Origin of the sequence: Streptomyces tatrensis (assembly GCF_049310065.1) — a bacterium.
Classification (GTDB): Bacteria; Actinomycetota; Actinomycetes; order Streptomycetales; family Streptomycetaceae; genus Streptomyces.
This window is the reverse complement of sequence record NZ_JBMDLB010000011.1, coordinates 5929955-5949254: the sequence shown is the minus strand read 5'-3', so window position 1 is coordinate 5949254 and position 19300 is coordinate 5929955. Positions and strand designations below refer to the sequence as shown.

Sequence of the window (19300 nt, the reverse complement as noted above, 5' to 3'; positions counted from 1 at the left end):
CACCGCCGAGCGCCATGCCCGCCGATACGCTACGCACCAGTAGCCAGTAAGAACCAAGTAAGTCACCAGGCAGTTGACACCACGCAGGGAGCCGCGACCCCGATGTCACAACCGTCAGAGCCGATCGACATGCACACCACCGCGGGGAAGATCGCGGATCTGCAGCGCCGCGTCGAGGAAGCCACGCACGCCGGGTCCGGGCGGGCGGTGGAGAAGCAGCACGCCAAGGGCAAGCTGACGGCGCGTGAGCGGGTGGCCCTGCTGCTGGACGAGGGGTCCTTCGTCGAGCTGGACGAGTTCGCCCGGCACCGGTCGACGAACTTCGGGCTGGAGAAGACCCGCCCGTACGGCGACGGCGTCGTCACCGGCTACGGCACCGTCGACGGGCGGCCCGTCGCCCTGTTCTCGCAGGACTTCACCGTCTTCGGCGGGGCGCTGGGCGAGGTCTACGGCCAGAAGATCATGAAGGTGATGGACTTCGCGCTGAAGACCGGCTGTCCGCTGATCGGCATCAACGACTCCGGCGGCGCCCGCATCCAGGAGGGCGTCAGCGCGCTCGGCATGTACGGCGAGATCTTCCGCCGCAACGTCCACGCCTCCGGGGTGATCCCGCAGATCAGCCTGGTCGTCGGCCCGTGCGCCGGCGGGGCCGTGTACTCCCCGGCCATCACCGACTTCACGGTCATGGTCGACCAGACCTCGCACATGTTCATCACCGGCCCGGACGTCATCAAGACCGTCACCGGCGAGGACGTCGGCTTCGAGGAGCTGGGCGGGGCGCGCACGCACAACAGCACGTCCGGCGTCGCGCACCACATGGCGGGTGACGAGAAGGACGCCATCGAGTACGTCAAGTCGCTCCTCTCCTACCTCCCGTCGAACAACCTCTCCGAGCCCCCGGCCTTCCCCGAGGAGGCCGACACCGAGGTCTCCGACAGCGACCGCGAGCTCGACGTGCTGATCCCGGACAGCGCGAACCAGCCGTACGACATGCACAAGGTGATCGAGCACGTGCTCGACGACGCGGAGTTCCTGGAGACCCAGTCGCTCTTCGCGCCGAACATCCTCACCGGCTTCGGCCGCGTCGAGGGGCACCCGGTCGGGGTCGTCGCCAACCAGCCGATGCAGTTCGCCGGCTGCCTGGACATCGACGCCTCCGAGAAGGCGGCCCGGTTCGTGCGGACCTGCGACGCCTTCAACATCCCGGTGCTGACCTTCGTCGACGTGCCGGGCTTCCTGCCGGGCACCGACCAGGAGTACAACGGAATCATCCGGCGCGGCGCCAAGCTGATCTACGCGTACGCCGAGGCGACCGTCCCCCTGATCACCGTCATCACCCGCAAGGCCTTCGGCGGCGCCTACGACGTGATGGGCTCCAAGCACCTGGGCGCCGACCTCAACCTCGCCTGGCCGACGGCGCAGATCGCCGTCATGGGCGCGCAGGGCGCGGTCAACATCCTGCACCGCCGCGCCATCGCCGAAGCGGAGGAGGCCGGCACCGCCGAGGAGACCCGGGCGCGGCTCATCACCGAGTACGAGGACGCGCTGCTGAACCCGTACACGGCCGCCGAGCGCGGCTACATCGACGCGGTGACCATGCCGTCCGAGACCCGGGCGCACGTGGTGAAGGGGCTGCGGCAGCTGCGCACCAAGCGGGAGTCCCTGCCCCCGAAGAAGCACGGCAACATCCCGCTCTAGCAGGCACGAGGAGCTCACAGTGGTGATCAAGGTCGTCAAGGGGAACCCGACCCCGGAGGAGCTGGCCGCCGCACTGGCGGTGGTCCGAGCGCGCGCGGCGGCCCTCGCGTCGGAGCCGTCGGGCGCGGAGCGGGTGGGCGACGCGTGGGCGGCGCCGGGCCGGGTGGCCCGCCGTACGCTGCCGCGCCCCGGGCCGGGCGCCTGGGGCCGGACGTACTGGCCCGCGTAGACGCGGTCGCAGATGAAGATGGCGTGAACTGCCCGTGGCGCCTGAGTACCCGTACTCAGGCGCCACAGGAGTCCTCGGGGCCAGGATCAGGACATGCTCTGGTCAGACCCGAAGAACGAGCCGCCGAAGGACATGCGCGACGCCGCGGCGATGGTCCGGCGGATGACGGTGATCGTCGTCATCGCGATGATCGTCGTGGTGTACGTGCTGGGCGTGGGCGGTTTCTGACGCCCCGGCCACCCTCGAGGCGCCCCTACGATGGCAGGCATGACTGCTGCCCCCCGCCACCCCCTCGTCCTCGCCTCCGCTTCGCCCGCCCGGCTGAACCTGCTGCGGCAGGCCGGGCTCGCCCCGCACGTGATCGTGAGCGGCTTCGACGAGGACGCCCTCACCGCCGACTCCCCCGCCGAGCTGGCGCTCGCGCTGGCCGAGGCCAAGGCGGCCGTCGTGGCGGCCCTGGACGAGGCCGCCGGCTCCCTGGTGATCGGCTGCGACTCCGTGCTGGAGCTGGACGGCGAGGCGCTGGGCAAGCCGGCGGACGCCGAGGAGGCCACGGCCCGCTGGAAGTCGATGCGCGGGCGCGCCGGGGTGCTGCGCACCGGGCACTGCGTGATCGACACGGCGAGCGGCCGCCGGGTTTCGGCCACGGCGTCGACGACGGTCCGATTCGGCGAGCCGACGGACGCGGAGGTGGCGGCGTACGTGGCGAGCGGGGAACCGCTGCACGTGGCGGGGGCGTTCACCCTGGACGGACTGTCGGCCCCGTTCATCGAGGGGATCGACGGGGATCACGGCAATGTGATCGGGATCTCCATGCCGCTGCTGCGCTCACTGCTCGCCGAACTGGACGTGTCCATCACGGACTTGTGGGCTTGACGTCCCCGAGCTTGCCGAAGTCCCCGAAGTCCGCGAGCGGGTGTCCCGGCGCCGCGTCCCGGATCTCGGGCCGGTCGTCCCGGGCGCCCGGGCCGCCGAAGCCGTCCAGGGGGCCGCTGGGGCCCTCCGCGGGGCCGCCCGCACCGTCGGCGGTCCCGCCCGCGCCCCTGGCCGCGTAGAGCGTCAGGCTCAGCACGAGCAGGCAGAGGATCAGCATCATCACCGCGAAGGCGGCCCAGCCCACCAGGCCGACGACGAGGGCGCCGAGCACTCCGTGGGTGACGGCGGCGCTGACGAGGAGCACGCGCGCGAAGGCGCCCGGGGCCCGGTCGCGGGCCGCGGCGACGAGGAGGAACGCCGCGCAGGTGAGCAGGAACACGGCCATGCCGGCGCCCAGCCCGTAGGTTGCCTTGGACATGACATCCGGATCCGCGCCCGCGATGGACATGGACTGGTTCTCGGTGGTCCGCGCCAGGACGAGGTGGACGAAGCCGAGCACACCCGCCTCCACGACGAGTACGACCGCGGTCGCTCCGGCCACGGATCTCCGCAGCACCATGCCACCCACGCCACCCACACCAGCCACGACGCCCCCACCCCGCATGCACAAGCCCGATCGACGCCTGGAGGCTACTAACGGGTAAACCTTCGGACAAGGGGCCTGGGCCGCTTCGTTACGGTCTTGCTGCCGCAGGGCGGCGCCCCGGCGACGACACCCCGCCCGTGCAAGGAATGCGTGGGCCGTTCGTAGGGATTCGACAAAGAATCACCCCGGGCCGCTGACCCGGCGAACAGAGACCCCGGACACACGGCAGGGTTACTGTGCAGTCGGGGATCCCCCTGACATGGGGCGCCACAAGGATTTTATCGACTCGGGGTCGACTCGGATAACAGTCCGTGTGGGCAAGGTCACCACCGGGGAAGGGTCGAAAGGCCGTGTGGGCTGTCCCTAAACTCAGCTTGTTTCAAGGAGGGAGCCATCGTGCGCAAGGTGCTCATCGCCAACCGTGGCGAAATCGCAGTCCGCGTTGCTCGGGCCTGCCGGGATGCCGGGATCGCGAGCGTAGCCGTCTACGCCGACCCGGACCGGGACGCTCTGCACGTCCGCGCGGCCGACGAAGCTTTCGCGTTGGGCGGTGACACCCCGGCCGCCAGCTACTTGGACATCTCCAAGATCCTGCAGGCCGCAGCCGACTCCGGTGCGGACGCCATCCATCCCGGATACGGCTTCCTCTCCGAGAACGCCGAATTCGCGCAGGCCGTCATCGACGCGGGCCTGATCTGGATCGGCCCGCCGCCGCAGGCCATCCGTGACCTCGGTGACAAGGTCGCCGCCCGTCACATCGCGCTGCGCGCCGGCGCGCCGCTCGTGGCCGGCACGCCCGACCCGGTCTCCGGTTCGGACGAGGTCGTCGCCTTCGCCAAGGAGCACGGCCTGCCGATCGCGATCAAGGCCGCCTTCGGTGGCGGCGGTCGCGGCCTGAAGGTCGCCCGGAACATCGAAGAGATCCCGGAGCTCTACGACTCCGCCGTGCGCGAGGCCGTCGCCGCCTTCGGCCGCGGCGAGTGCTTCGTCGAGCAGTACCTCGACAAGCCGCGGCACGTGGAGACCCAGTGCCTGGCCGACTCCCACGGCAACGTGGTCGTCGTCTCCACCCGTGACTGCTCGCTGCAGCGCCGCCACCAGAAGCTGGTGGAGGAGGCCCCCGCGCCGTTCCTGACGGAGGCCCAGAACGCCGAGCTGTACGCGGCGTCGAAGGCGATCCTGAAGGAGGCCGGCTACGTCGGCGCCGGCACGGTCGAGTTCCTGGTCTCCGCCGACGGCCTGATCTCCTTCCTGGAAGTCAACACCCGCCTGCAGGTCGAGCACCCGGTCACCGAAGAGGTCACCGGCATCGACCTGGTCCGCGAGATGTTCCGCATCGCGGACGGCGAGGAGCTCGGCTACGGGGACCCGGTCCTGCGCGGCCACTCCTTCGAGTTCCGCATCAACGGCGAGGACCCGGGCCGCGGCTTCCTGCCGGCTCCGGGCACCGTCACCAAGTTCGCCGCCCCGTCCGGCCCGGGCGTCCGCCTCGACGCGGGCGTCGAGTCCGGCTCGGTCATCGGCCCGGCCTGGGACTCCCTGCTCGCCAAGCTCATCGTTACGGGTGCCTCGCGCGAGCAGGCCCTGCAGCGGGCGGCGCGCGCGCTGGCCGAGTTCGAGGTGGAGGGCATGGCCACGGCCATCCCGTTCCACCGCGCGGTCGTCGTGGACCCGGCCTTCACCGCCGACCCGTTCACGATCCACACCCGCTGGATCGAGACCGAGTTCGTCAACGAGATCCCGGCGTTCGTGGTCCCGGCCGCGGACGACTCCGAGGACGAGCCCGGCCGCGAGACCGTGGTCGTCGAGGTCGGCGGCAAGCGCCTGGAGGTCTCCCTCCCGTCCTCGCTGGGCATGACCCTGGCCCGTACGGCGGCCGCGGGCGGCGCGAAGCCCAAGCGCCGCGCGGCCAAGAAGTCCGGCCCGGCCGCCTCCGGCGACACCCTCGCCTCGCCCATGCAGGGCACGATCGTGAAGGTCGCGGTCGAGGAGGGCCAGCAGGTCAACGAGGGCGACCTGATCGTCGTCCTCGAAGCCATGAAGATGGAACAGCCGCTGAACGCGCACCGCTCGGGCACGATCGTGGGCCTCGCGGCGGAGGTCGGCGCGTCGCTCACCTCGGGCGCGGCGATCTGCGAAATCAAGGACTGACGTCCTGGCCGGGGTTCCGGGGCTTCCGCCCTGGAACCCCGCGCACGGGTGCGGGCATTCGCGCCGCTGCGCGGGGCCGAGTCCCCTCCCCGCCCTTCGCCCGTTCCCTGGGCTCCGCCCAGACCCGCTCCTCAAACGCCGGAGGGGCTGGATATGTCCTGCGTCGGCCTGCATGTGCAGGCCGACGCCGGCCAGAATCCAGCCCCTCCGGCGTTTGAGGAGCGGGGGTCCGGGGGCTGGCCCCCGGCAACGGCGCCGCGCCGCCTAGCGGCGCCGCATGTCCGCGACCCGCGCCCGCTCCGCCTGCTGCTCGTGTGCGGGCAGCCCCGCACTGCGCAGCTGTGCCGTCGGGCCACCCCTCCTCTGCACGGGCAGCGGGGATTCCCGGCGCGGCCTCCGCCCGGCCATCCCCTCACCACCGCCGGAGGCACTGGCCCCGGCCACAGTGATCTGCACGCCCTGATCCGCCAGCGCCTGCAGCTCCGTACCGGCCCGGTCGTCGTGCGGCGGCGGCTCGTCCGTCACCAGACGGGTGATCACATCGGTCGGCACGGTCTGGAACATGGTGTCCGTCCCGAGCTTCGTGTGGTCGGCCAGGACCACCACCTCCGCCGCGGCCTGCACCAGCGCCCGGTCCACGCTCGCGGAGAGCATGTTGGACGTGGACAGCCCGCGCTCGGCCGTGAGGCCGCTGCCGGACAGGAAGGCCCGCGAGACCCGCAGCCCCTGGAGGGACTGCTCGGCACCGCTGCCGACCAGCGCGTAGTTGGATCCGCGCAGGGTTCCGCCCGTCATCACCACCTCCACCCGGTTCGCATGGGCCAGCGCCTGTGCGACGAGCAGCGAGTTGGTGACGACCGTGAGTCCGGGCACCCTGGCGAGCCGGCGGGCCAGCTCCTGGGTGGTGGTGCCCGCGCCGACGACCACGGCCTCGCCTTCTTCGACGAGTCCGGCCGCGACATCGGCGATGGCGGTCTTCTCCGCCGTCGCGAGATGGGATTTTTGCGGAAAGCCGGATTCACGTGTGAAACCGCCCGGCAGTACCGCACCGCCGTGCCGGCGGTCGAGGAGTCCTTCTGCCTCCAGTGCCCGCACGTCCCGCCGTACGGTCACTTCGGAGGTCTGGACGACGCGGGCGAGCTCCCGGAGCGATACCGCTCCGTTGGCCCGCACCATTTCGAGGATCAATTGGCGACGTTCTGCAGCGAACACGAAACTGACAGTAACCCGGGTGACCGACTGCTTTCAGCTCCTTGCGCCGGAATTCCGAAGTTGTCCATACCGTGGGGCAGTTAGTGGTATACGGCGTCGGCCCGCCGCGCACTTGCTCCGCGACGGGCCGATGGGCCACTCCAAAGCCCTTGCTCACAAGGGCCGTTATCGGTGCTTACGCCTCTTCGGAGGACTTTCGCGTGTGCAGCTGGCGGGCCACCTCGGCGATCGAACCGGACAGCGAGGGGTACACGGTGAACGCGTTTGCGATCTGCTCGACCGTCAGGTTGTTGTCGACGGCGATCGAGATCGGGTGGATGAGCTCGCTCGCGCGCGGGGAGACGACCACGCCGCCCACGACGATCCCGGTGCCGGGCCGGCAGAGCAGCTTCACGAAGCCGTCCCGGATGCCCTGCATCTTGGCGCGCGGGTTGCGCAGCAGCGGGAGCTTCACGACCCGGGCGTCGATCTTGCCGGAGTCCACGTCGGCCTGGGTGTAGCCGACGGTGGCGATCTCGGGGTCGGTGAAGACGTTCGAGGACACCGTCTTCAGGTTCAGCGGGGCCACCGCGTCACCGAGGAAGTGGTACATCGCGATGCGGCCCTGCATGGCGGCCACCGAGGCCAGCGCGAAGATCCCGGTCACGTCTCCGGCCGCGTACACGCCGGGCGAGGAGGTGCGGGAGACCTTGTCGGTCCAGATGTGCCCGGACTCCTTGAGCTTGACCCCGGACTCCTCCAGGTTCATGTTGCTCGTGTTCGGGATGGCGCCGACGGCCATCAGACAGTGCGTGCCGGTGATGACGCGGCCGTCGGAGAGGGTCACCTCGACCCGGTCGCCCACCCGCTTGGCGGACTCGGCGCGGGAGCGGCCGATGACGTTCATGCCGCGGCGCCGGAAGACGTCCTCCAGTACGGCGGCGGCGTCCGGGTCCTCGCCGGGCAGCACCCGGTCGCGGGAGGACACGAGGGTCACCCGGGAGCCGAGGGCCTGGTACGCGCCGGCGAACTCGGCGCCGGTCACGCCGGAGCCGACCACGATGAGCTCCTCGGGGAGCTCTTCGAGGTCGTAGACCTGGGTCCAGTTCAGGATCCGCTCGCCGTCGGGCATGGCGTCGGGGATCTCGCGGGGGTGTCCGCCGGTCGCGATGAGCACGGCATCGGCGGTGAGGATCGTCTCCGAACCGTCCGCGGCGGTGACGATGACGTCCCGCGTGCCGTCGATGCCCTGCGGGCCGCCGAGCTTGGCGCGGCCCCGTACGACCCGGGCGCCGGCCCGGGTGACGGACGCGGTGATGTCGTGGGACTGGGCGAGCGCCAGGCGCTTGACGCGCCGGTTCACCTTGCCGAGGTCCACGCCGACGACGCGCGCGGCCTGCTCGATGTGCGGGGTGTCGTCCGCGACGACGATGCCGAGTTCCTCGTACGACGAGTCGAAGGTCGTCATGACCTCGGCGGTCGCGATGAGAGTCTTGGAGGGCACGCAGTCGGTGAGCACCGAAGCGCCGCCCAGACCGTCGCAGTCCACGACGGTCACCTCCGCGCCGAGCTGGGCCCCTACGAGGGCCGCCTCATACCCGCCGGGTCCGCCGCCGATGATCACGATCCGGGTCACGAAAACTCCGCCTCACGTCTACCCGGCCGGCTGCCGCCCCGGCCGGGGCTTCCGGGGGGTCTCCCCGGGGGATGCATTCCGTACGTCATTGTCCCGCACGCATCAAGGTGCTTCACGCCCGGTCCCACCATCCGGGACGCGGGGCCCGTACGCGGCCGGGAGCACGGTCGGGGCCGCCCCTCCCGTACCCTCGACCTCATGTCGCTCTACGCCGCGTACGCCGGCAACCTCGACCCGCGGCTGATGACGCGCCGCGCTCCGCATTCGCCGCTGCGCGGCACGGGCTGGATCAACGACTGGCGGCTGACTTTCGGCGGCGAGCAGATGGGCTGGGAGGGCGCACTGGCGACGATCGTCGAGGCGCCGCGCCACCAGGTCTTCGTCGCGCTGTACGACGTGGCCCCGCTCGACGAGGACTCCATGGACCGGTGGGAGGGCGTCGGGCTCGACATCTACCGCCGCATGCGGGTACGCGTACACACGCTGGACGGCGAGGAAGCGGCCTGGGTGTACGTCCTCAACGGCTACGAGGGCGGCCTGCCCTCGGCCCGCTACCTGGGCGAACTGGCCGACGCGGCCGAATCCGCGGGCGCCCCGCACGACTACGTGATGGAACTGCGCAAGCGCCCCTGCTGAGCTTCTCGGCCCCGCCGGCCGAATCCAGCCCCGCTGACCAAACCCAGCCCCGCCGGCCAAATCCAGCCCCGCCGGCGTTTGAGGCGCGGGGTCCGGGGCAGAGCCCCGGGAACGGCGCCGCACGGCCCCCACGCACCCCGCCCGGGACAATTGGTCGGAAACGACAAGGCAACGATCCGAATACCGTGAGCTGCGCCATCTACGCGCGTAGGAGAAGAGCGGCTACGCTCTTCCGCGTGAACGCATCTGTTACCGACCCCTTCGCCGCCGCCGACGCCGCCGCCGCCCGCCTGCGCGAGCTGACCGGCGCCGAGACCCACGATGTCGCCCTCGTGATGGGCTCCGGCTGGGCCCCCGCCGCAGAGGCGCTCGGCGCGCCCGAGGCCGAGTTCCCGGTCACCGAGCTGCCCGGCTTCCCGCCCCCCGCCGTCGAGGGCCACGGCGGCAAGATCCGCTCGTACAAGATCGGCGAGAAGCGCGCCCTGCTCTTCCTCGGCCGGACCCACTACTACGAGGGCCGCGGCGTCGCCGCCGTCGCCCACGGCGTGCGCACGGCCGTCGCCGCCGGCTGCAAGACCATCGTCCTGACCAACGGCTGCGGTGGCCTGCGCGAGGGCATGAAGCCCGGCCAGCCGGTCCTGATCAGCGACCACCTCAACCTCACGGCCACCTCGCCGATCGTCGGCGCGAACTTCGTGGACCTGACCGACCTGTACTCGCCGCGCCTGCGCGCGATGTGCAAGGAGATCGACGAGACCCTCGAAGAGGGCGTCTACGTGCAGTTCCCCGGCCCGCACTACGAGACCCCGGCCGAGATCAACATGATCCGCGTCATGGGCGCCGACCTGGTCGGCATGTCCACCGTGCTGGAGGCCATCGCCGCCCGCGAGGCCGGCGCCGAGGTGCTCGGCATCTCCCTGGTCACCAACCTGGCCGCGGGCCTCTCCGGCGAGCCGCTGAACCACGAAGAGGTGCTCCAGGCCGGCCGCGACTCGGCCGCGCGCATGGGCAAGCTGCTGACCCAGGTCCTCGCCCGGATCTGATCGGCGCACCGAACGACCGGACCACAGGACGACCGACCGTACGAGAGGTAAGGCGGAAGCAGTGCAGGACGTGCAGGACGATCTGATCGCGCGGGCCCGGGCCTGGCTGGCCGAGGACCCGGACCCGGAGACGGCCGACGAGCTCGCGAAGCTCATCGAGGCCGGTGACACGGCCGAGCTCTCCGACCGCTTCTCCGGCATGCTGCAGTTCGGCACCGCCGGACTCCGCGGCGAGCTGGGCGCGGGCCCGATGCGGATGAACCGGGGCGTGGTGATCCGGGCCGCGGCGGGCCTCGCGGCCTACCTCAAGGCCCAGGGTCACGACGGCGGCCTGGTCGTCGTCGGCTACGACGCCCGCTACAAGTCGGCCGACTTCGCCCGCGACACCGCCGCGGTGATGATCGGCGCCGGACTGCGCGCCGCCGTCCTGCCGCGCCCGCTGCCGACGCCCGTCCTCGCGTACGCCATAAGGCACCTGGGTGCCGTCGCCGGCGTCGAGGTGACCGCGAGCCACAACCCGCCCCGGGACAACGGCTACAAGGTCTACCTCGGCGACGGTTCGCAGATCGTCTCCCCGGCCGACGCCGAGATCGCCGCGCAGATCGACGCGATCGCCGCGCTGGCCGACGTACCGCGGGCCGAGGACGGCTGGCAGGACCTCGGCGACGAGGTCCTGGACGCCTACCTGGCGCGCACGGACGCCGTCCTGACCCCCGGGTCCCCGCGCGGCGTGCGGACCGTCTACACGGCCATGCACGGCGTCGGCAAGGACGTGGTCCTGGCCGCCTTCGCCCGTGCCGGCTTCCCGGCCCCGGTCCTCGTGGCCGAGCAGGCCGAGCCGGACCCGGCCTTCCCGACGGTGGCCTTCCCCAACCCGGAGGAGCCGGGCGCGATGGACCTGTCCTTCGCCACGGCCGCCCGGGTGAACCCGGACATCGTCATCGCCAACGACCCGGACGCCGACCGCTGCGCGGTGGCCGTCCCGGACGCGGCCTCCGCCTCCGGCTGGCGGATGCTGCGCGGCGACGAGGTCGGCGCACTGCTCGCCGCCCATCTCGTGCACAAGGGCGCCACCGGCGTCTTCGCCGAGTCGATCGTCTCCTCCTCCCTCCTCGGGCGGATCGCGGAGGCCGCGGGCGTGGGCTACGAGGAGACCCTCACGGGCTTCAAGTGGATCTCCCGCGTCGAGGGCCTGCGCTACGGGTACGAAGAGGCGCTCGGCTACTGCGTGGACCCCGAGGGCGTCCGCGACAAGGACGGCGTCACGGCCGCCCTGCTCGTCGCGGAGCTGGCCTCGGAGCTCAAGGAGCAGGGCCGCACCCTGACCGACCTGCTGGACGACCTGGCGATGGAGCACGGTCTGCACGCCACCGACCAGCTCTCGGTCCGCGTGGAGGACCTGTCGGTCATCGCCTCGGCGATGGCGGCTCTGCGCGCGGAGCCCCCGGTCTCGCTGGCGGGCCTGCGGGTCGCCTCGGCGGAGGACCTGAACGAGGGCACGGCGACGCTCCCGCCCACGGACGGGCTGCGCTACTACCTGGAGGGCGACTACAAGGCCCGGGTGATCGTCCGCCCGTCCGGCACGGAGCCCAAGCTGAAGTGCTACCTGGAGGTCGTGGTCCCGGTGGCGGAGGCCTCCGACCTGCTCCCGGCCCGCGCCCGCGGCCAGGAAGTCCTCGACGCGATCAAGAAGGACCTCGCGGCCGCGGCCGGAATTTAGCCGCTGCTTCCCGACGCGAAGGCCCCCCGAGCTCCTGCTCGGGGGGCCTTCGCGTCGGCGCGTCCCGCGTCAGGAAGGAGTCAGACTCGGAGCCGGGCTCGCCGACGGCCGCACCACGTCGCCCAGCGTCGGGACCGCCTCCGGGCGGGAGCGGACGGCGTCCGTGCACTCCCAGGCCCTCGGCGGATCCGCGTCGGGACCGCCCAGGACCACCGGGCCCGGCCCCGGCGACACCGCGTCGCTCTCCGCGAGCGTGCACACCAGCTGCGACAGCGCCACCGGCGGCAGGTCCTCGGGCTTGCGGCTCAGCCGTACCGTGCCCTCCGGATCGCCCGGCCGCGGCGCCGAGGCCGCCAGCAGGGCGGGCACCTCGGTCGTGAAACCGGCCTCCCGCTCCTCCGCCGACGGCTCCCGCTGGAGCACCTCCAGCAGGGCCTGGGTGACGAGCACCGCCACGTCCCGCGCCGGCCGCTTCTCCGGCACCGGCACCACCCGCTGGACGCCCACCAGCTGCGCCCCGCAGACCAGTTCCACCGTGGTCCGGATGCCCTGCATCCCGCCGGTTCCGGCCGGCGTTCCCGCCGGGGTCTTGCAGGAGACCCGCGAGGGCGCCGGACCCACGTCCACCGGCACGGTGGTCGCGCGGATCCCGCACCCGGTCAGGGCGCCCAGGGACAACAGGCCCATGGCCACCACGACGGCCGTCGTACCGAGCATCGCGCCGAGCGCGGCGCCGCGCCCCGCGCCGCGCCCCGTCCCGCGCTCCGCCGCCCTACGCCTCGTCGTCGTCGTCACCGGCGATCACCTTCCCCACGTCCACCGGCAGCCGCAGCGTGAACAGCGCACCGCCCTCCGCCCCGTTCTCCGCGGTGATGTCGCCGCCGTGGATGTGCGCGTTCTCCATCGCGATGGAGAGGCCGAGCCCGCTGCCGTCCGACTTCGGCCGCGACGCGCTCGCCTTGTAGAACCGGTCGAAGACGTGCGGCAGTACGGCCTCGGGAATGCCCGGCCCGTTGTCCCGTACGGCCATGACCAGCCAGTCCTCCTCCACCCGGATGGAGACCCGTACCGGCGATCCGCCGTGCTTGAGCGCGTTGCCGATCAGGTTGGCCAGGATCACGTCGAGCCGCCGCGGGTCGAGGCGCGCCACGATCCCGCGCTCCGCGTCGAGTTCGACCGCGTCGAGCCACGCCCGCGTGTCGATGCACGCCGTCACCTGGTCGGCGACGTCCACGTCGTCCAGCACCAGCCGCGCCGTTCCCGCGTCGAAGCGGGTGACCTCCATGAGGTTCTCCACGAGGTCGTTCAGCCGCCTGGTCTCGCTCACGACCAGACCCACCGCCGGTGCGATCATCGGATCGAGGTCGTCGACCTCGTCCTCCAGCACCTCGGCGACCGCCGTCAACGCCGTCAGCGGCGTGCGCAGTTCGTGGGACATGTCCGCGACGAACCGCCTGCTGGACTCCTCCCGCGCGCTCATGTCGGCGACCTTCTTCTCCAGCGCCTCCGCCGTCTTGTTGAAGGTGTGGGCCAGGTCGGCGAGTTCGTCCGTCCCGGACACCTCCAGCCGGTGGTCCAGCTCCCCCTCGCCGAGCCGGCGCGCCGCGTCGCCGAGCCGCTGCACGGGCTTGAGGACCGTACGGGCCGCGGCCTGCGCGAGCAGCGCGGACCCGAGCAGCGCGAGGCCGGTGGCGATGGTCAGCGACCAGGCCAGGGCGTTGAGGTCCTCGCGCTCCTGGGCGAGGGACTTGTACATGTAGCCGGTCGGGCCGCCGCCCACGATCCGGGTGCCGCCGACCAGGTACGGGTTCCCGTTCGGCTTCGTCCGCTGCCAGTACACGTGGTACTCGGCGTCGTTGGCCGAGGTGGTCTTCTGCCGGTCGTCGACGGCGTGCTGGAGCGACTTCGGTACGTCGGCCAGCGAGAAGGCGTCGGGACCGGCGGTACCGGCCACCTTGCGGCCGTCCTTCTCGTCCACGAGCAGCACGCTGTAGCCGGGGCTGCTGCCCGCCATCATCTCGGCGGTGTGCTGCAGCTCCTCCTGCGTCGGGTCGGCGGGCAGCGCCGCGGCCCGGTTCTGCATCTCCTGCCGGAAGTCGCCGAGGGCGGCGTCCTGGGTCCGGGTCAGGACGGCCTCGCGGTTGAGCCAGTACGCGATCCCGGACGCGGAGACGGCGGCCGTCAGCGCGACCAGTGCGAACACGACGAGGAGCCGCAGCCGCAGGCTGGTCCAGCGCCGGCCCGCGAACAGGGCTCTGATCACTGCGGGGAGTCCAGTCGGTAGCCGACGCCCCGCACGGTACGGATCAAGGTGGGCGAGGACGGCACTTCCTCGACCTTGGCGCGCAGCCGCTGCACGCAGGCGTCGACGAGCCGCGAGTCACCGAGGTAGTCGTGCTCCCACACCAGCCGCAGCAGCTGCTGGCGGGAGAGCGCCTGGCCGGGCCGGCGGCTGAGCTCGAGGAGCAGCCGCAGCTCGGTCGGGGTGAGCTGGAGGTCCTCGCCGTTCTTGGTCACCGTCATGGCGGAGCGGTCGATGACCAGCGGGCCGAAGACGGCGGTGTCCGTGGACTCGCGCTCACCGCGGCGCAGCACGGCCCGGATGCGGGCGTCGAGCACCCGCCCCTGGACGGGCTTGACCACGTAGTCGTCGGCTCCCGACTCCAGGCCGACGACCACGTCGATGTCGTCGTTGCGCGCGGTGAGCAGGATGATCGGCAGCTGGTCGGTGCGGCGGATGCGCCGGCACACCTCGAAGCCGTCGATTCCGGGCAGCATGACGTCGAGCACGATCAGGTCTGGCCGCTGCTCGCGCAGCAGTTTGAGGCCGTCCTCGCCCGTCGCCGCGGTGGCCACACGGTGGCCCTGGCGTGACAGGGAGAGTTCGAGGGCCGTGCGGATGGCGTCGTCGTCCTCGATGAGCAACAGGAAGGGCACGGGCTCATTCTGTCCCATCGCCCCTCGGGACTTCGACCGCCCTGCACCTCCAATCCCGGGACGGCCCCGGCACGGCTCCCCCCGGGACCCTGTGACAGGCCTGTGACAGTCGAAGGACACCCCGGTTATCTCGGGCGGGCAGTCTTCTTGGCAACGGACCAGACAGACTCCACGACGGGGGGCGCGAGATGAACACGCTGCACAGCACCAGCACCAGCGCGGTTGTCACGCGGCTGCACGATGTGAACCGCCGCACGGCAATCCGTACGGCGACGGCCCCTTCCCGGCGGCCGGCGCACGTGGTGGCCATCGACGCGAAGACCTACGAGCGCCCCTCCGTCCCCGCCCAGCGCACGGCGGGCTCCACGGACGTCCCGGACTCCTCCAACGAGGCCGAGTTCACGGCGTACGTCCAGGAGCGGCGGGCCGCCCTCTACGCGACGGCCTTCCACCTGACCGGCGACCGCTACGAGGCCGAGGACCTGCTGCAGACCGCGCTGTTCTCCACGTACCGCGCCTGGGACCGCATCAGCGACAAGGCCGCGGTCGGCGGGTACCTGCGCCGCACGATGACGAACCTGCACATCAGCGCCTGGCGCCGGCGCAAGCTCAACGAGTACCCGACGGAAGAGCTGCCGGAGACGGCCTCGGACACGGACGCCATGGGCGGTACGGAACTGCGCGCCGTGCTGTGGCAGGCGCTCACCCGCATCCCGGAGCCGCAGCGCACGATGCTGGTGCTCCGGTACTACGAGGGCCGCACGGACCCGGAGATCGCGGAGATCCTGGGCATCAGCGTCGGCACGGTGAAGTCGAGCATCTGGCGTTCGCTGCGCCGGATGCGCGAGGACGAGGCGCTGAGCTTCGGCCGCGACGAGTCGGAGTCCTTCGAGGACCTGGTCGCGTAACAGCGGCCTCCAACAGACCAAAGGGCCAGGGGGCCCGTCCTGCGGGGGTGGGACGGGGGCCACGGGGGCAAAGGGCGGGATCGAGCGGACGGGGGTCCGCACGATCCCGCCCTTTGGCATGCCGCCGGCCTACCAGCCGTCCGGCGGCCAGTCGGCGACGGCTACACCGCGGCCGCAGCCCGGTGCCGCCCGGCCGCGGCGGCGGCAAGCCGCCCAAGAGCCTCGTCACGCCCACAGGCATGCGCGCCCAGCGCGGTGTGCCGGGCCACGATCCCGCGCTCGGCCCGCATCAGCCGCCACCCCCGCCGCACGAGCACCGGCACCGATTTGCGGCCCTCGCGCAGATCACGGGCCAGGCGGCGCCGGAAGGTGGTGCTGGGCCGCCCGCGCAGGCAGATCGCGTCCGCCAGCAGCCCCAGCTCCTGGCACCGCACCGCGACGTCCGCCGCGAAGATCCCCTCGGCGATGAACAGCGGGGTCCGGGAGATGTCCAGCGTCTCCGTACCGGTCCGCGAGGAGGTGGCGATGTCGTACACGGGGACCTCGGTCCGCCCGCCCGCGCACAGCGCGGCGATCGCGGCCACGGCCGCCTCCGCGTCCCAGGACAGCGGGGAGTCCCAGTCGATGTCGGCGCTGCCCTCGACCAGCGGGAGGGTGGGGTCGTCGCCGTCCTTGTAGAAGTCGTCCAGGCGCAGCACGGGCAACCCGGAACGGGCCGCCAACGAGGACTTGCCGGAACCCGAGGGTCCGGTCAGCAGAACGACACGCGTAGGCAAAGGAGAGGTACGGCTCACGGAACACAAGTGTGAACTATTAACTCCGGCAGGGGACCTACCCAAAGGCCCGTTGGTATCCAGGATCACACCTCCACTACGCTGCGTGCGCACGCGATCACGACTCCGTACGAGCCCACAGGCGGGAATCCATGGCACGTCACGCAGCCCCCAAAGCCCCCCACCCCAAGGCGCTGCGCACCGCAGGCCTGACCCTCTCCATGGCCGGTGCGGCCCTCGCGCTGGCCGCCGGCGGTGCCCAGGCGGGCCAGCTCGACGTTCCGGCAGCCCTCGCCGGGGTCTCCGACCCGATCTCGAACCTCAAGGTGAACCCGCTGGCCCACACCGGCGTGGACCCCCTCGACAACGGCGTCGCCACCAAGGTCGCGGATTTCCCCTCGGTCGGCACCGGCATGGTCACCGGCATCCTGACCCAGGGGCCGTCGGTCGGCGAGCTGCCCACCGCCGCGGCCTCGTCCCTCCTGGGCCCCCTGACGGGCGGCAAGCAGCTCCCGTAGGACATGAAGAGGCCCCGGCAGCGCGGGGGACACTGCCGGGGCCCGTCTTCGGGGGGAGGGGCCTCTAGTACGAGGACCCGCCCGCGCCCAGCGACCCGGTCGGGTGCCAGACGGTCTTGGTCTCCAGGAACGCCGTCATGCGCGCCGTACCCGGGTCCGCGCTCCAGTCGTCCACAGGCTGTGGACGAAGGACGCGCTTGAGGTTGTCCGCGGCCGCGATCTCCAGTTCCTTGGCCAGCGCCTCGTCGGCGCCCGCCAGGTCGATCGCGTTGACGTCCTGGTGGGACGCCAGGTGCGGGCCCATCTCGGCGGCCTTGCCGGACAGGACGTTGACCACGCCGCCGGGCAGGTCGGAGGTGGCCAGGACCTCGCCGAGGGAGAGCGCGGGCAGCGGCGCCTTCTCCGAAGCGATCACGACGACGGTGTTGCCCGTGGCGATCACCGGGGCGATCACCGAGACCAGTCCGAGGAAGGACGAGTCCTGCGGGGCGACGACCGTGACCACACCGGTCGGCTCGGGGGTGGAGAGGTTGAAGAACGGGCCCGCGACCGGGTTGGCCCCGCCCACGATCTGGCCGATCTTGTCGGTCCAGCCCGCGTACCAGACCCAGCGGTCGATCGCCGCGTCCACGACGGCCGCGGCCTTGGTCTTGGACAGGCCTTCGGCCTCGCCGACCTCGCGGACGAACTGCTCGCGGCGGCCCTCCAGCATCTCGGCGACGCGGTAGAGGATCTGGCCGCGGTTGTACGCGGTCGCGCCCGACCAGCCGCCGAAGGCCTTGCGGGCGGCGACGACCGCGTCACGGGCGTCCTTGCGGGAGGACAGCGGGGCGTTGGCCAGCCACTTGCCCTTCGAGTCACTCACCTCGTACACCCGGCCGCTCTCGGAGCGGGGGAACTTGCCCCCGACGTACAGCTTGTAGGTCTTGAAGACGCTCAGACGCGTCTGCGCCGAAGAATCAGACATCGAGGTAGCCCTCCAGGCCGTGACGGCCGCCTTCGCGCCCGAAGCCCGACTCCTTGTATCCGCCGAAGGGCGAGGCCGGGTCGAACTTGTTGAACGTGTTGGCCCACACCACACCCGCGCGGAGCTTGTTGGCCACCGCGAGGATGCGGCTGCCCTTCTCCGTCCAGATGCCGGCGGACAGGCCGTACTGGCTGTTGTTGGCCTTGGCGACGGCCTCGTCGGGCGTGCGGAACGTCAGCACGGACAGCACCGGGCCGAAGATCTCGTCACGGGCGACGGTGTGCGACTGGGAGACGTTCGTGAAGAGCGTCGGGGCGAACCAGTAGCCGGCGTTCGGCAGTTCGCACGGCGCCGACCAGCGCTCGGCGCCCTCCGCCTCGCCGGTGTCCGCGAGGGCGGTGATCCGGGCGAGCTGCTCGGCGGAGTTGATCGCGCCGATGTCGGTGTTCTTGTCGAGCGGGTCGCCCAGGCGCAGCGTGGTCAGCCGGCGCTTGAGCGAGTCGATCAGCTCGTCGTGGATCGACTCCTGGACCAGGAGGCGCGAGCCCGCGCAGCAGACCTGGCCCTGGTTGAAGAAGATGCCGCTGACGATGCCCTCGACGGCCTGGTCGATGGGGGCGTCGTCGAAGACGATGTTGGCGCCCTTGCCGCCCAGCTCCAGGGTGAGCTTCTTGGAGGTGCCGGCGACCTGGCGCGCGATGGCCTTGCCGACGGCGGTGGAGCCGGTGAAGGCGACCTTGTTGACGTCGGGGTGCTCGACGAGGGCCGCGCCCGCGTCCCCGTACCCGGTGAGGATGTTGACGACGCCCTTGGGCAGGCCCGCCTGGCGGCAGATGTCCGCGAAGAAGAGCGCGGAGAGCGGGGTCGTCTGGGCCGGCTTGAGCACGACCGTGTTGCCGGTGGCGAGCGCCGGGGCGATCTTCCACGCGAGCATCATGAGGGGGAAGTTCCAGGGGATGACCTGGCCGGCCACGCCGAGGGGGCGCGGGTTCGCGCCGTAGCCCGCGTGGTCGAGCTTGTCGGCCCAGCCCGCGTAGTAGAAGAAGTGCGCGGCGACGAGCGGGAGGTCCGCGTCGCGGGTCTCCCGGATCGGCTTGCCGTTGTCGAGGGTCTCCAGGACGGCCAGCTCGCGGCTGCGCTCCTGGATGATCCGGGCGATGCGGAAGAGGTACTTGGCGCGCTCGGAGCCGGGCAGCGCGGACCACTTCTCGAAGGCCTTGCGGGCGGCCTTGACGGCACGGTCCACGTCGGCGGCGCCGGCCTGCGCGATCTCGGAGAGGACCTCTTCGGAGGCCGGGGAGACGGTCTTGAAGACCTTGCCGTCCGCCGCGTCGGTGAACTCGCCGTCGATGAACAGCCCGTAGGAGGGCGCGATGTCGACGACCGAGCGGGACTCGGGGGCGGGTGCGTACTCGAATGCGGATGCCATGG

19 protein-coding genes are annotated in these 19300 nt (G+C 71.7%); 10 read left to right on the top strand and 9 right to left on the bottom strand.

Features of this window, described 5'->3' with window-relative positions; all coding sequences use genetic code 11:
* Positions 1-102 precede the first annotated feature (102 nt).
* The 4 genes from ACODT5_RS43180 to ACODT5_RS43165 all read left to right on the top strand — a co-directional run bounded on the left by ACODT5_RS43180 (position 103) and on the right by ACODT5_RS43165 (position 2803).
* A complete protein-coding gene (locus ACODT5_RS43180; protein ID WP_422524377.1) occupies positions 103-1698 on the top strand; it encodes an acyl-CoA carboxylase subunit beta in 1596 nt (531 codons plus the stop codon).
* Positions 1699-1717: 19 nt separating this feature from the next.
* Entirely contained in the window at positions 1718-1927 is a 210-nt protein-coding gene (locus ACODT5_RS43175; RefSeq protein ID WP_422524376.1) for an acyl-CoA carboxylase epsilon subunit, read from the top strand.
* A 93-nt stretch (positions 1928-2020) separates the two neighbouring features.
* Positions 2021-2155: a morphogenic membrane protein MmpB gene (gene mmpB / locus ACODT5_RS43170; RefSeq protein ID WP_422524375.1), complete on the top strand. Its 135-nt coding sequence runs from the start codon at positions 2021-2023 to the stop codon at positions 2153-2155.
* Positions 2156-2194: 39 nt separating this feature from the next.
* On the top strand, positions 2195-2803 hold the full coding sequence (locus tag ACODT5_RS43165) for a Maf family protein (protein ID WP_422524374.1): 609 nt from the start codon (positions 2195-2197) through the stop codon (positions 2801-2803).
* On the opposite strand, the gene ACODT5_RS43160 is transcribed toward ACODT5_RS43165, so the two are convergent.
* Positions 2784-3344 (bottom strand): hypothetical protein, encoded by a 561-nt coding sequence (locus ACODT5_RS43160; protein WP_422524373.1) that lies wholly within the window; start codon positions 3342-3344, stop codon positions 2784-2786. The genes ACODT5_RS43165 and ACODT5_RS43160 overlap by 20 nt on opposite strands.
* Before the next feature lie 441 nt (positions 3345-3785).
* Between ACODT5_RS43160 and ACODT5_RS43155 the strand changes: the two genes are divergently transcribed.
* Positions 3786-5540 (top strand): acetyl/propionyl/methylcrotonyl-CoA carboxylase subunit alpha, encoded by a 1755-nt coding sequence (locus tag ACODT5_RS43155; protein WP_422524372.1) that lies wholly within the window; start codon positions 3786-3788, stop codon positions 5538-5540.
* A gap of 264 nt (positions 5541-5804) precedes the next feature.
* On the opposite strand, the gene ACODT5_RS43150 is transcribed toward ACODT5_RS43155, so the two are convergent.
* Both ACODT5_RS43150 and ACODT5_RS43145 read right to left on the bottom strand, forming a co-directional pair.
* Entirely contained in the window at positions 5805-6752 is a 948-nt protein-coding gene (locus ACODT5_RS43150; RefSeq protein ID WP_422524371.1) for a DeoR/GlpR family DNA-binding transcription regulator, read from the bottom strand.
* A 175-nt stretch (positions 6753-6927) separates the two neighbouring features.
* Positions 6928-8367: an NAD(P)H-quinone dehydrogenase gene (locus ACODT5_RS43145; RefSeq protein WP_422524370.1), complete on the bottom strand. Its 1440-nt coding sequence runs from the start codon at positions 8365-8367 to the stop codon at positions 6928-6930.
* A 198-nt stretch (positions 8368-8565) separates the two neighbouring features.
* On the opposite strand from ACODT5_RS43145, the gene ACODT5_RS43140 reads away from it, so the two are divergent.
* The 3 genes from ACODT5_RS43140 (at position 8566) to ACODT5_RS43130 (ending at position 11766) form a co-directional block, all read left to right on the top strand.
* Entirely contained in the window at positions 8566-9003 is a 438-nt protein-coding gene (locus tag ACODT5_RS43140) for a gamma-glutamylcyclotransferase family protein (protein WP_112449900.1), read from the top strand.
* A 236-nt stretch (positions 9004-9239) separates the two neighbouring features.
* Positions 9240-10046, top strand: a complete 807-nt coding sequence (locus ACODT5_RS43135; protein WP_266905195.1) for a purine-nucleoside phosphorylase — start codon at positions 9240-9242, stop codon at positions 10044-10046.
* A gap of 70 nt (positions 10047-10116) precedes the next feature.
* The gene (locus ACODT5_RS43130; protein ID WP_422525215.1) at positions 10117-11766 is read left to right on the top strand and encodes a phospho-sugar mutase; all 1650 of its coding nucleotides are present in this window, start codon (positions 10117-10119) and stop codon (positions 11764-11766) included.
* A gap of 69 nt (positions 11767-11835) precedes the next feature.
* Here ACODT5_RS43130 and ACODT5_RS43125 read toward each other — a convergent pair whose 3' ends face one another.
* Genes ACODT5_RS43125 through afsQ1 form a run of 3 tightly spaced genes read right to left on the bottom strand, consistent with a single transcriptional unit; the run spans position 11836 to position 14703 of the window.
* Positions 11836-12561, bottom strand: a complete 726-nt coding sequence (locus ACODT5_RS43125) for a hypothetical protein (protein ID WP_422524369.1) — start codon at positions 12559-12561, stop codon at positions 11836-11838.
* Positions 12539-14029 carry a sensor histidine kinase gene (locus ACODT5_RS43120; RefSeq protein ID WP_422524368.1) on the bottom strand — a complete coding sequence of 497 codons (1491 nt, stop codon included), beginning with the start codon at positions 14027-14029 and terminating at the stop codon, positions 12539-12541. Before ACODT5_RS43120 ends, ACODT5_RS43125 begins: the two co-directional genes overlap by 23 nt.
* Entirely contained in the window at positions 14026-14703 is a 678-nt protein-coding gene (gene afsQ1, locus ACODT5_RS43115; protein WP_254382550.1) for a two-component system response regulator AfsQ1, read from the bottom strand. Before afsQ1 ends, ACODT5_RS43120 begins: the two co-directional genes overlap by 4 nt.
* A 188-nt stretch (positions 14704-14891) precedes the next feature.
* Here afsQ1 and ACODT5_RS43110 point away from each other — a divergent pair, with 188 nt between their 5' ends.
* Positions 14892-15611: a SigE family RNA polymerase sigma factor gene (locus ACODT5_RS43110; RefSeq protein ID WP_422524367.1), complete on the top strand. Its 720-nt coding sequence runs from the start codon at positions 14892-14894 to the stop codon at positions 15609-15611.
* Between the two features lie 161 nt (positions 15612-15772).
* Here ACODT5_RS43110 and ACODT5_RS43105 read toward each other — a convergent pair whose 3' ends face one another.
* Entirely contained in the window at positions 15773-16471 is a 699-nt protein-coding gene (locus tag ACODT5_RS43105; protein ID WP_422525214.1) for a uridine kinase family protein, read from the bottom strand.
* 65 nt (positions 16472-16536) lie between these two features.
* Here ACODT5_RS43105 and ACODT5_RS43100 point away from each other — a divergent pair, with 65 nt between their 5' ends.
* Entirely contained in the window at positions 16537-16902 is a 366-nt protein-coding gene (locus ACODT5_RS43100) for a hypothetical protein (RefSeq protein WP_422524366.1), read from the top strand.
* A 64-nt stretch (positions 16903-16966) separates the two neighbouring features.
* On the opposite strand, the gene ACODT5_RS43095 is transcribed toward ACODT5_RS43100, so the two are convergent.
* Positions 16967-17869, bottom strand: coding sequence for an aldehyde dehydrogenase family protein (locus ACODT5_RS43095; RefSeq protein ID WP_422524365.1), 903 nt, complete (start codon positions 17867-17869; stop codon positions 16967-16969).
* Positions 17862-19298, bottom strand: coding sequence for an aldehyde dehydrogenase family protein (locus tag ACODT5_RS43090; RefSeq protein ID WP_422524364.1), 1437 nt, complete (start codon positions 19296-19298; stop codon positions 17862-17864). The genes ACODT5_RS43095 and ACODT5_RS43090 overlap by 8 nt, the downstream gene beginning before the upstream one ends.
* Between the last annotated feature and the right edge of the window lie 2 nt (positions 19299-19300).